General features: G+C 39.4%; 9 protein-coding genes. 3 read left to right on the forward strand and 6 right to left on the reverse strand.

The features are described from left to right. Positions 1–162: 162 nt before the first annotated feature. A complete protein-coding gene (locus tag ACTFWY_RS05450; RefSeq protein ID WP_005470607.1) occupies positions 163–738 on the reverse strand; it encodes a polymer-forming cytoskeletal protein in 576 nt (191 codons plus the stop codon). Positions 739–1,530: 792 nt separating this feature from the next. Here ACTFWY_RS05450 and ACTFWY_RS05455 point away from each other — a divergent pair. Further along, on the forward strand, positions 1,531–1,731 hold the full coding sequence (locus ACTFWY_RS05455) for a cold-shock protein (RefSeq protein WP_003125681.1): 201 nt from the start codon (positions 1,531–1,533) through the stop codon (positions 1,729–1,731). A 225-nt stretch (positions 1,732–1,956) separates the two neighbouring features. Here ACTFWY_RS05455 and ACTFWY_RS05460 read toward each other — a convergent pair whose 3' ends face one another. Together ACTFWY_RS05460 and ACTFWY_RS05465 are read right to left on the reverse strand one after the other, a co-directional pair. Further along, positions 1,957–3,741: an ABC transporter ATP-binding protein gene (locus ACTFWY_RS05460; RefSeq protein ID WP_103300262.1), complete on the reverse strand. Its 1,785-nt coding sequence runs from the start codon at positions 3,739–3,741 to the stop codon at positions 1,957–1,959. Further along, on the reverse strand, positions 3,722–5,464 hold the full coding sequence (locus ACTFWY_RS05465; RefSeq protein WP_103300263.1) for an ABC transporter ATP-binding protein: 1,743 nt from the start codon (positions 5,462–5,464) through the stop codon (positions 3,722–3,724). Before ACTFWY_RS05465 ends, ACTFWY_RS05460 begins: the two co-directional genes overlap by 20 nt. Before the next feature lie 82 nt (positions 5,465–5,546). Here ACTFWY_RS05465 and ACTFWY_RS05470 point away from each other — a divergent pair, with 82 nt between their 5' ends. Next, positions 5,547–6,386, forward strand: a complete 840-nt coding sequence (locus tag ACTFWY_RS05470; protein WP_103300264.1) for a MerR family transcriptional regulator — start codon at positions 5,547–5,549, stop codon at positions 6,384–6,386. A gap of 282 nt (positions 6,387–6,668) precedes the next feature. Here the strand turns inward: ACTFWY_RS05470 and ACTFWY_RS05475 are convergent, their stop codons facing one another. Both ACTFWY_RS05475 and ACTFWY_RS05480 read right to left on the reverse strand, forming a co-directional pair. After that, positions 6,669–7,955: a metallophosphoesterase gene (locus tag ACTFWY_RS05475; protein WP_311828258.1), complete on the reverse strand. Its 1,287-nt coding sequence runs from the start codon at positions 7,953–7,955 to the stop codon at positions 6,669–6,671. Positions 7,956–8,051: 96 nt separating this feature from the next. Continuing rightward, a complete protein-coding gene (locus ACTFWY_RS05480) occupies positions 8,052–8,288 on the reverse strand; it encodes a hypothetical protein (RefSeq protein ID WP_347093564.1) in 237 nt (78 codons plus the stop codon). 184 nt (positions 8,289–8,472) lie between these two features. Between ACTFWY_RS05480 and ACTFWY_RS05485 the strand changes: the two genes are divergently transcribed. After that, positions 8,473–9,810: a CHAP domain-containing protein gene (locus ACTFWY_RS05485; protein ID WP_081132112.1), complete on the forward strand. Its 1,338-nt coding sequence runs from the start codon at positions 8,473–8,475 to the stop codon at positions 9,808–9,810. Between the two features lie 537 nt (positions 9,811–10,347). Here ACTFWY_RS05485 and ACTFWY_RS05490 read toward each other — a convergent pair. Beyond that, positions 10,348–12,492, reverse strand: coding sequence for a HelD family protein (locus ACTFWY_RS05490; RefSeq protein ID WP_311828260.1), 2,145 nt, complete (start codon positions 12,490–12,492; stop codon positions 10,348–10,350). Positions 12,493–12,496 lie beyond the last annotated feature (4 nt).

The following is a 12,496-nucleotide window of genomic DNA, read 5'->3' on the forward strand; positions in this document are numbered from 1 at the left end:
TTTTTAGATTATCAGAAAATCTTTGTAGCTACTTACACAAAGTTAGTGGGAACAACGATAAAACAGAGAATAAAAAAACACAGAAAAAACCTTGGAGATGAATAAAATCAAATCCAAGGTTCCTTTTTCGAAAGTGTTTTTCACAAAGAAAACAGTAAAAAATTATTCGCTGACTTTCACGTCACCTGTAACAGATGCGCCTTCTTTATCAAGTGTTGCTGAATCTTGAATTTCTTTAGAAGCGAACGTGATGTTTCCTTCAACTTTAGTGCCGTTCAATACGAAGCCTTTTGCATTTACTTCGATGTCGCCTTTCACTACACCGTTAACGATGTTGAAGTTTTCTGAGTTAACAACTAATTTAGGAACAGTTACAGTGTATTCAGCAGTTACTGTACGGTTTTCATCTTGAGAGTACAATGCAAATTTACGGTAGATATCATTTGCAGCGTCCCCTTTGTCATGGAATTCGCCGTCAACTGTCAAATCTTTGTCGAAAGTCATGTTGTCTGTAACAGCAACGATCCAGTTACCGTCTGCGCTCAATGCTTTTTCAATGACTGAAGTTTGGTCACTTACTGAAGCTGTTGAAACAACATCATCTGTTGATGCAGTTGTTGCAGTTGAAGCAGCAGTGGATGAACTTGCAGTTGTATTGTTATCAGAACTACATGCAGCTAGAAGAGTTCCTCCCATTAGCAATGAAGCAGCGATTAAAGTGATTTTTGTTTTTTTCATGTTACCTTCTCCTTTGTATGCCCATAGTTTTCTTAAAAACAAAATGATTATACCATAGAGGAGTTTAGTTTGTGAAACAAAAAACATAAATGAGGAGAAATTTAATAAATATCAAGCAATTCTTACTGAAAATATCATAATCCAGTTTCAAGAAAGAAAAATTTATGAGAAAGGCAGCTTTAATGGAAATTATCTTTACAGGGATGAGAAGGACATCTATGAATCAATTTACGTTTCAGCGAGTCATTAGGGATTTTCTCTACTAACTTTTAAATAATTTTACTTTTAAATAATTTTAAATAGAACTAGAATAAAAAAAAGGCTAAAAATTTCCTTAATGTTTCCAGAGACAAGTTTGATAAAATAAAAGAATTGTTCGGTGCATGTTTCTGCAAGAGGCAAGTATCGATTGGCGTTGAATCTTGTACTTGAAACCATAGCCTAGATAGCACTGTCTTAGAATTCGCTATTTTACATGTTCTTATGTACGCAAAAGCGTCGCGTGTTCTACAAATATTCTACAAAGCGCAAAGGATATGTGAAAGGAATAAGGTGGTAAAAGAGCTAGAGACAGGATTAGAAAAGCTGTTGCCAAGGAAAACTTAAGGTTTTACGAGTATCGAAAAAGAAAAGCAGCATTATCATTGCTATTTTTCTTCTGGCATGGTATTCTATAAAAGTAAAGTTCTGATATGTTAATACTTGTTTATCTTTTGATACGCACTTCAATTACACATCATTTTCTATTACAAAAATAAACACACACGATGTGTAATATGGAGGTATACGTTTATGAATAACGGTACAGTAAAATGGTTTAATGCAGATAAAGGTTTTGGATTTATTACAGGTGAAGATGGCAATGATGTATTTGCACACTTTTCAGCTATCCAAGGCGACGGCTTCAAAACTTTAGATGAAGGTCAAGCAGTGACTTTCGACGTTGAAGAAGGCCAACGTGGCTTACAAGCAACAAACATCGTTAAAGCATAATAACAACTTTTAAAAGAAGACCGGCAATGGTCTTCTTTTTTTGCTTTAAAGTAAAAAATTCATTTCCGGAAATTATTTTCTTGACCTGGTGATCTCCAAGGAAAAATGAAGGAATGAGTCAATGAATCTCAAAAAAAGACTGCGGCTGTATACTAGACGCAGTCTTTTTTGTTGGCGATGGCCTCCGCTTTTTGATCTCTAGATGAAACGTGACAAAAATTCTAATCAATTTCTGGCAAACTGACTATTGTAGAGTTGGGCGTATAATGAAGGTTTTGCTAACAGTTCCTCATGTTTGCCTTGCTCAATGATTTGTCCTGCTTCCATCACAAGGATCAAATCAGCATTCTTGATCGTGGAGAGGCGATGGGCAATGACAAAGCTTGTTCGATTTTTCGTCAATGTGTCCATTGCTGTTTGGATCATTTGTTCGGTTCGGGTATCAACACTGGAAGTCGCTTCGTCCAGAATCAAAATAGCTGGATCTGCCAAAATTGCACGAGCAATCGTCAAAAGTTGTTGCTGACCTTGTGATAGTTCGGTTTCGGATCCTATGATCGTCTCGTAGCCCTTCGGCAGTGTCCGAATAAAATGATCGCATTGTGCTGCTTTTGCGGCGGCAATGATTGCCTCTTTCGTTGCATCTTTTTTGCCGTAAGCAATATTCTCTGCAATCGTTCCTTCAAACAACCATGTGTCTTGTAAAACCATCCCAAATTTTTTGCGAATGTCTGTGGCTGAGAAATCCGTCATATCGTAGCGATCGATCCGGATCTTGCCTCCATTCAGTGGATAGAAGCGCATCAGCAAGTTGATCAAAGTTGTCTTGCCGGCCCCAGTAGGCCCCACGATGGCTACTGTCTGTCTAGGTGCAACTTGTAGGTTCACATGTTGCATCAATAATTTATCTGGAGAATAGCCGAAAGAAACATCTTCAAAATCGATTCTCCCCGACAATTCTTCTGGGACTGCAAGAGGGTGTTGGGTTTCTTTTTCTTCTGGATAATCCAAAATCTCAAAGATCCGTTCCAATGACGCTAATGCACTTTGTAACGTATTAATAATATAAGAAGCTTGTGTGATCGGTTCGGAAACTTGATTGGTATATTGCAAGTAGGCTTGGATCAACCCGATGGATAACTGTCCATTGATTACCATCATTCCACCAATCACAGCACTTACGACAAACCCGATTTGGTTGATAAAGCGAATGAACGGATTGATCGCATAGCTAGCAAATTGTGCTTTACGAAAAGCATGAAATTGCTTTTCACTTAATTCGTGCATTTCTGAAGCGACAGCAGATTGCTGATTGTAGGATTTGATCAATAAATGGGCAGTATAAAACTCTTCTGCCCGGCTACCGACTGCTCCCAATGTTGTCTGATTTTCTGAAAAGTAAACCAAATTTCGCTGAGCCAGTCGATGGGTAGCGAAAGCACTTATCAGTAGGATAATGATAATCCCTACAGTTAATAATGGACTGAGCCAAAACATCACACCAAGACCAAATAAGATACTGAGAGTGGCTGTAATGAGTTGCATCAATCCGACTTGAAGGACTTCAGAGACTTTATCCAGGTCTAGAATTGCTCGGCTTAAAATATCGCCTGTCTGATGCGTATCATAAAATCGTACCGGCAACCGATTAAACTTGTGCGTCAATTCTTTTCTGAGGGTTAAGGTCAATGTTTCGCTGACACTTGCCATTGTGTATTCTTGTAAAAATGAAAATAGACTAATCATCAGCCAGGAGATCCCTAGAAGGAGCAGTGGCCATTTGATGACTTGCAAGAATTCACTTGGTTGCCAGCCTCCTTGCTGAAGCAAAGTGATGAGATTATCCAATCCTTGACCCAACAGTAATGGTGCGATTGTCATAAGTGTCGCGTAGCAGAGAGCAGAAATCAAAATCAGTCCGAAGCGGCTTTTTTGCTGGAATAATAATTGTAAGAGCCGCATGCTCGTATGTTTTAAATTTTTTGGTGCATCAGTTATTTTTTTGCTCATTTTTTTCTCCTCCTATTCCTTGCGAAGCCGCAAATTCTTGATAGGTGCTACAGGTTTCCATCAGTTCTGAATGGGTCCCTTTTCCGACGATTTTTCCTTCATCAAGAACGATGATTTGATCAGCATCCATGACAGTTGCAACACGCTGTGCCACGATCACTACGGCTGAATCACGGACATAAGATTTTAATGCTCGCCGTAAATTTGCATCTGTTTGATAGTCAAGGGCCGAAAAACTGTCATCAAAAAAGTAAATGTGAGCGGGCTTTACTAATGCACGCGCTATACTCAAACGTTGTTTTTGGCCGCCAGAAAAATTGCTGCCCTTTTGAGCAACGTGACTGTCGATCCCATCGGGTAGACTTTCGATGAACGACTCTGCTTGCGCGATTTTGACGGCCTGTGCTACTTGTTGCGGATCGGGATTGACAATCCCGAAAGTCAATGTGTCCCAGATCGATCCACTGATCAACAATGCTTTTTGAGGAACATAGCTGATAAATGATCGTAGTGCGACCTGTGAGACTTCTCGAATATCACGATCATATAATGTGATTGAGCCGTTAGAAACGTCTTTTAACCGCAAAAGTGCTTTGGCGATCGTACTTTTTCCTGATCCGGTGCCGCCAACAATCGCAGTGGTCTGTCCGCGATGGATCTCAAAATCAATATCTTCCAGTACGGGTTCCTCTGCCCCAGCATAGGTGAAGGAGACATGATGAAAGGCAGCTACTAATGAGCTTTCTTTTGGCAAGATTGGCTGTGGACCGTCTGTCATCGTTTCTTCTTCAGACAAAACTTCTTCAATCCGCTGCAAGGATGTCAATCCTTTTGGGATCATGACGATCACCATTGCTGCCATGGTCAAAAACCAAAGGCTCAAAACGGTATATTCGATGATCGCAGTGATACTGCCGATGGGCAGGTTTCCTGAGAGACTTTGGAAACCGCCGAATCCCAAAATGCTTAGAATGGACAGCCCCATGAAAAAGTGTACGGCTGGATTCAAAACAGCGAATAAACGATTGACTTGGATCATCACTTTTGCGTACCCTTCAAAGGTTTGGTCTGTCCGCTTTTTTTCGAAACTAGCTTTGTCAAAGGCGCGAATCACCCGTACGCCTGTATAGGTTTCACGCAAAATCCGCATCATAGTATCTACTTTTTTCTGCGTTTTTTTTGCCAAAGGGATTGCTTGATAAATGACGAAAAGTGCGACGATCGAGAAACAAGCAATCGCTGCAATAGGGATCCACACCATTCGCCAAGATACACTACCTGTTAAAATAATCGAAGCCAAAATGATCAGTGGAGCGGGAAGAATCATTTGTAAAGCCATCATCAAGATTTGTTGAATGTTATTGATGTCATTCGTTGTTCTTGCAAGCAAGGTTGGTGTACCATATTTTTCAAAACTAGAAATCGCAAGCTCCTGTATTTTGTTGAATAGTTTGATCCGAAGATGATGTCCGAACTTCCCTGCTAGATGGGCAGAAAAATAACTAGCACTGACAGCAATCACACCAGTTCCTAGTGCAACAGCCAGCATCCAGCCCCCATAGCGGATGATAGCTGATTGGTCTTGTTTTAAAATGCCATCATCAATGATCTTGGCTACAAAATAGGGAAGAAAAAGTGTCCCGAAAGAATGGATCAGCATAAATAAAAAAGTACCTAGAAATAGGCGTTTTTCGGTGAAAAAAAATTGTTTTAATTGTTTCATAAAAATTCCCTCCAATTACGTCGTTCTGTGCTAGAATAAACTGTAACGTAACGTAACAGTCAATAGGAGGGAGGCATTTTTTTTGAAAAAATTTTTGACCATCAGTGAACTTGCGGCTTATGGCGGTGTTAGTCGTCGTACACTGCTTTATTATGATCAAATCGGGCTGTTCAAACCTAAACAGATCGGTGAAAACGGGTATCGTTATTACGGATTTGAACAGTGTGCGGAATTAGATGTGATTTTGGTCTTGCGAGCATTGGATATGTCCTTAGAGGAAATCCAAACATTTCTAAGAAACCGCAATCCTGAGACGATGCAAAAAGAGTTGATTGTCCGTCGTAAAGAAGTAGATCAAAAAATAACGGAACTAGAGGAACATAAAGCCGTTTTGGATCGGTTCATTTCGCGATTTGAAAAAGTGCAGACAGCCGATTTTACCAATATGACTTATAGTTATCGGTCAGAAGAATATTTTGCTGTTTCTGAAGAAATCAATGAGTATGATGAGACTTCGGTCTTTCAGGCTTTTTCACGTTTTTATCCTTATTTAGATTACAAGGATTTATTTAGTGGCTACCCCATCGGTTATTTAGTAGAAGGATCTGCATTCGATCAAGAGTCGATCCATGAAGCGCCTTACCGTGCATTAGTGATGATTCCCAAAGAACGACTGCCTCTGTACTCGGATCAGGCAATTATTTGTAGACCAGCAGGAAATTATGTGTCGGGATTCGTCAGAGGGGAGATCCATCATTTAAAAGATTTTACAAAACGATTCAAAGCCTATCTGGAATCAGCTAATTTACAGATAGATGGAGATATCTGGGAACTGATGTGGCAAGATGATGTATCCACGGATCAAAAAGAACAGCAGATTTTTGAAGTGATGTTGCCTGTTAAGGAAAGAATACCAAGCTAAATCTACACAAGAATGGAGAGAGGAAGTCTGTTGACGACATTTTTGCCAAAATGTGTTATACTGATTGAATACGAGAAATATTTTTGTACCAACGTTATCTTGTTTTTAGGAAATTTATTCAAAACTGGCGTAACTTCAGAGTTACAAGGATGCAGTAGAGGTTAGGGATTGCATCGTTTAAATGAGAAATAAATAATAGTAGTAATAGTCTGCTTCAACTTTCAAAGAATAAATATTGCATCGTTAGATAGCCTTCCCGTCTTATGACAGGAAGGCTATCGTTCATTTTATGGGAAGTGTCAGCGCATTATCTGGACTCTTATCTTCCAATAGCGAGTCAACATATTGTTTTAGAAAATAAGAATATGTTGCCAGCAGCTGGTATTCTTCAGAATGTCGAATCGTTTCTTTTTCTTCTTGCGAATAAGCGTCGTCACCAGTAAATAACGCTGCATTCATCTTTGCAATAAATGTACATAATGTGTTGATTTGTTCTTCTGTCAATTCAGTAACAGATGCGAGCTGTTGGCGCACCATTTTAGTTGTATCTTGTTGAAAGATGGTTGCTTGATAGTTGCTATACTGCAAAAGTTGAGGATCTTTCCGCTTGTTCTTAGCAGCCCATTGGTCCAAATCAATCACCTTTTTTTCGTAGTTGATCGTTTTATCAGTAAGTGTTACGACCCCATAGCCAAGTTCTTGTGTGGAATAAGAGCCGGTGACAATTTCCTGAATACCAGAGGGGCCTTCTGTAATATCTTGGATATGGATGTGTCCAGAAAAAATCGCTGGTACCTGATAAGCAGTTAGTAATTGCTGCAATTGCGCCGAGTTATCTAAAATATAACCTTCTTTCAATAATGAATTATGTTCCAGAAGATTATGGTGCATGAAGAGAAGTGGTGTCTGCTGCTGTTGTTTAGCTGCTTCTAGTTGATCCTTCAGCCATTCTAAGGTGCTTTCTTTCAAGCGGCCATTCGTAGTTGGCTGGTTCCAATTCACTTGTTCTTCATAAATACATGAATCAAGTAATACTAAGCGATACTGGTCATTGAGATTGATGCTATAGCTTAATGAGGTCCGATCAACACTGTCAGCTTTCTCGTAGCCTTCGGAAAAAATATCTTTGAAATCTTGCGGGCTGATTTGATCGGCATAAAATTCCTTATCCCCATCAAAAATTCTGGCCCAACCATTGTAAATCTCATGATTGCCGGGCAAACTCATTACCATGATCGAAGCTTCTTGTAATGGTGCCAATAACTCGGCGAGAGATTCTGCACTTGCTTTCTCTCCATTCAATGTCATGTCCCCTGTCAAGATCACTCCTGTTGGCCGTTTTTCTAGGGCTTCAGCAACAAAAGCTTCCAAACTTTCTTTCTGATAGCGCATTTCTTTACCAGCGGCACCTTCAGCAAACTGGTTGAAGGCTATACCATTATCGTGAAGTGCTGACGACAGGAAGTGAACATCGCTTAGCAGCCAAAATTCGCTTTTTGAATCTTGCTGCAACACACTGTTCGCTTTTTTGGTCGTCCAAAGAGCAAGCAAAAGTAAGCCGCAAACCAATGCACTACTGATCCAGATAATTATTTTTCTTTTGGAAATGATGCTTCCTCCTTTCGAGTGGTATTCTTCCTATTATAGGAAGAGAAAACTTGCTTGTCACTTAGAAAGGATCAAGTATTTTGCGTACACGGTATCTTCTTTAATGAAAAAAGAAACGGATAAAGAGAGAGCCAAAAGAGAGAAAAAAGGGGATTCACGCTGTAAAAAAGCAAATTTTTCGGTTTTTTCAGGAGTTTTTGGACTACCTGAAAAATAAAAAAGCGCTTTTTTATCGATTTCTTTTTTTGAAAAACATTTTAAAAATGCTGTTTTATCAAGCTTTATAGCTAGCATAGAAGAATATTTCTGATAAGAATTGTCTTTGAAACATTTTTGTAACATTCCTTTTATCTGTATGTCATATGCTTATGTTAGAATTCATTTGTCGTTAAATCGAACTTTAAATTTTCTTATATTAAGTAAATTTTTTATTAAGACAACTAATTTACACAAAAAGCGCTAGTCGGAGGAAAAACGAGTGAAGAAAAGTTTGTTATCAGCATTAATGGTGTGTTCTCTAACATTAACAGCAGTTGCAGGACCAGGATTAGTATCAGCAGATTCCATTGATGATCAAATCGAACAACAAAATCAAAAAATCGATTCCCTAAAAGGACAACAAGCAGATGCTCAATCACAAATCGATTCTCTAGAAGCAGAAATTGATTCAGTGAGTGCAAAAGTCAGTGACTTAGAAGCTAAACAAGTTGCACTAGGTAAAGAAGCAGAAAAATTGCAAGATAAAATTGCCACTTTAAAATTACGTATCGCAAAACGAGAAGAAGCTATCAAAAAACAAGCACGCGATGTGCAAGTAAATGGTCAAAGCACAAACTTTATCGATGCAGTTCTAGAAGCAGATTCTTTGACGGATGTTATTGGTCGAGTACAAGCCATGACAACAATCGTAAATGCCAACAATGATCTAGTTGAGCAGCAAAAACGCGACAAAGAAGATGTTGAACAAAAAGTAAAAGAAAATGAAAGCAAAATTCAAGAAGTAGCAGCAACTCAAGCTGAGCTGCAAAATCAAAAAGATGCATTGGCTACAAAACAAGCAGACTTGAATGTGTTGAAAGCTAATTTAGCTGCTGAACAAGCAACAGCTGAAAAAGACAAAGATGCGTTGAACAAGAAAAAACAAGAAGCGGAAGCTGAAAAAGCACGTGTCTTGAAAGCTCAACAAGAAGCAGCGGCTGCTAAAAAAGCAGAAGAAGCAAAACAGGCAGCAGCATTGAAAGAAGCGCAAGAAAAAGCAGCTGTTACAGAAGATGTTCAAACAAGTACAACGAAGACAGAAAGTTCTTCAGATACTTCTGTTGTTGAAACAGCAACTGCTGGATCATCAAGCAGCTCAAGTTCATCAAGTAATAGTTCAAATTCATCAAACAGTTCTTCATCAAATACAAATAACAGCAATAATTCTACAGTCAATACCGGTGGTAGTGGTAAAGACCACTCATCATCAGGTAACATGTATGCAGTAGGACAATGTACATGGTATGTTAAAAATCGCGCACCATGGGTTGGTACTTACTGGGGAAATGGTGCCCAATGGGGTGCATCAGCAGCAGCTGATGGATACACAGTGAATGGAACACCAGCCGCTGGAGCAGTTGTTGTCTTTGCCGCAGGCCAATCCGTTGGCGGAGAGTGGACAGCAGATGGTACGTATGGACACGTAGCCTATGTAGAATCTTATGATCCTGCAAGCAACACCATTACGATCTCTCAAGGTGGAATGGGCTTCCCTTCACCTACAGGACCAAACACAGCAACAATGAATGCATCCGGTTATACTTACATTCATCGTTAATCAATAGATTTAACCACTAATGATTCGTCATTAGTGGTTTTTTTGTATCTGCAAATAGCGGACGCTGCTCCAACTATTCCAACTGACAGTTGGGCTTCAATGCTCTACTGTTGTTAAAATTTATGTAAAAAAGCCTTCCGCGCTTGAATAAAACAATTGAATTGGAGCAATTGACACGAGCTTCCAGGGTTGACGATCGCTGCAATTTCAATTATTGGACAAATGTTGTGACGAAATTATTCCGTCTAATTCTAATCCCATGGGAAATCTTTGCATCTACGTTTTTAAGATCATAGAAGAAGACAAGTAAGATTGTCACAAAGGGATGCGGATCAACGAAGAAGAGTCGGAGGTTGAAGGGACAAGTCAAAAAGGCTTAGGGTAAATAAAGTGAAACTTCATTTATCCTAAGCCTGGGCAGATGCATTTGCTCAAATAGATAAAAAGGTACTTTTTTCTAAAAAAACTTAGTTGTTAAGTGCTGGATCTGGCAGTAGTTTTATTCTGGGCTTTATTCAAGAATCAATGGTTTTCGGATTAGAAAAAGGCACTAAGTTCTTTTTTATAAGTAACCAGCATACTTTCCATGCCACGGGACAGCAGTGTATACAATATTCGCTTGTCTTGTGTTGTATAGAATTGTTCGTTTGAAACGTCATAAAGAATGACATGATCAAATTCTCTTCCTTTAGCGATGTCAATCGAATAAACAGGAAAGGGGAGTTGATTTGTCTGTCCTTTGAGATATTCTTCCAAAAAAGCAGCCTCCTTATGGCTCTTTGTCAGTATCGTATATTGCCTTCCCTTTTTTATGAAAGGTGTGATAGTTGCCAGCCATTCCAACTCGTTTTCAAAACGAATAAATCGAGGAGGCTCTCCGGCCGGGCGAACAGGCATGATCGACATAGTTGTATGGTTGGCAAGCTTTGCAAACAATTTAGTAATTTCACCACTGGAACGGTAGCTAGTTCGTAAGTCATAGCGTGTGACTGATCGATTGTTAGCCTCAAAGATTTCTTGAATCTCTCTAAAATCAATCGCAGAATTAAAAATTGCTTGATTTTCATCCCCAACCATGGTGAAGGCTGCTCGGGGAAATAGTGTCAATAACAGCGTACACTGAGCGGGTGTATAATCTTGGATTTCATCGATCAGCAAAAAAGCCAGCGAGGGTACAGGAAGTTTCTCGATAAATAGGTGTCGGTTGAATAAACGAATTACTGCTTCATCTAACGTGATAGTAGAATGTTTCAGATAAGGCTGTTGGGTGAACGCCGTATAATAGTGTTCTAAAAATTGATCCTCATCGATCCAGCTATTCTGTTTCAATTGTTCATCAACGACTTGATACCTCGTTCGCAATAATTGTTCAGTATACTTTTGAATACTGGAGGGAGAGTCGTCTTCGATCAAATGACCAAAGTATCGTTGCTGCTGCTGTTCAGAAAGTGCTAATACTTGATCTTGCAAGTGGTTCTTTTTGGCATTTCTGATCAATTGTGACTCCCACTCACTTATTAATCGTTTCTTGGTTGCTTGCAATCGCTCGATCATAGGGAGTTGTGGTGTAGATTGATAGATTGACTGAATCTTTTCTTTGGCTATAACGACTTTACCCTTTCGAAGGATTGAGTGAAACGAAGGTTCGATCAGGGCTGTCTTGCTGGCTGATTCTTGCAGAAAGGCCACAAACTCATTGCTGCGGAGCGTTTCTGTTTGAAAAGAAGTAGGTTCTTGTAAACGGGAAAAATAGGCTTCCTCATTTTCTAAAGGAACTGTATTTGCTTCTTGCAGCAAATACGAGCAAAATTGACGAATCGTCTGATTTAAAGGATTCTTTTCACCTAATGAAGGCAAGACATCTGAGATATAGTGGATAAAATCTTGATTGGGTGAAAGGATCAGTACATTGTCAGATGTGATCTGACTACGGTATTGATACAATAAATAAGCGACCCGTTGCATAATAACTGAGGTTTTTCCACTACCGGCTACTCCATTGACCAATAAGGTTTGACTTGATTGGTCACGAATGACTGCATTCTGCTCTCTTTGGATGGATGCTGTGATGTCGCGCATTTTTTTGCCGTCGTTCTTTTCTAGTGCGGTCAATAAGACATCATCTTGGATCGCGACAGAAGTATCGAAAAAGCGGATCAGTTTATCATGAGCGACAATTAATTGCCGTCTATTTTTAATAGATACAGCAATTTCATGTTCATTGACTTGGTAAGAAGAATCCCCTAACGTATTGTTATAAAAAAGCTCAGCGATTGGAGAGCGCCAATCATAGACTAAGTTATGACTATCTTCATCTGCAAAGCCGCTGATGCCAATATAAAAGGATTCAGCGGATTCACCATCAAGAAAGTCAACGACTATTTTCCCGAAATAGGGTGACTGGAGCAAACGTTCTACGGCTGCCAGTTCTTTTTCGGCTGTTTGCAAACTCAGATTCATTTGGTCAATTTCACGATTTTTGCTCTCAATGGCAGCATAAGTTTCCAGACTGTCTGACAAGTTATCAAAATTGAGTCGAATATCCGTGCCAATTGTTTGGAGGTCTTGCAAATGGCTTGCGTAGCCTTTATCCAGAAAAGAGCGTAGGGCTTTTTTTCGAGTGACCAATTTTTGATAAACAAAAGATAAATGACGTTTCTCTAATATGCGTTGCTTTTCCATCTGT

Origin of the sequence: Enterococcus sp. 125944 (assembly GCF_051909435.1) — a bacterium.
GTDB lineage: Bacteria > Bacillota > Bacilli > Lactobacillales > Enterococcaceae > Enterococcus_D > Enterococcus_D gallinarum.

Coding starts and splice junctions, on each gene's coding strand:
- ACTFWY_RS05450 (WP_005470607.1), bottom strand. CDS start 738: ATGAAAAAAACAAAAATCACTTTAATCGCTGCTTCATTGCTAATGGGA.
- ACTFWY_RS05455 (WP_003125681.1), top strand. CDS start 1,531: ATGAATAACGGTACAGTAAAATGGTTTAATGCAGATAAAGGTTTTGGA.
- ACTFWY_RS05460 (WP_103300262.1), bottom strand. CDS start 3,741: ATGAGCAAAAAAATAACTGATGCACCAAAAAATTTAAAACATACGAGC.
- ACTFWY_RS05465 (WP_103300263.1), bottom strand. CDS start 5,464: ATGAAACAATTAAAACAATTTTTTTTCACCGAAAAACGCCTATTTCTA.
- ACTFWY_RS05480 (WP_347093564.1), bottom strand. CDS start 8,288: ATGCTAGCTATAAAGCTTGATAAAACAGCATTTTTAAAATGTTTTTCA.
- ACTFWY_RS05490 (WP_311828260.1), bottom strand. CDS start 12,492: ATGGAAAAGCAACGCATATTAGAGAAACGTCATTTATCTTTTGTTTAT.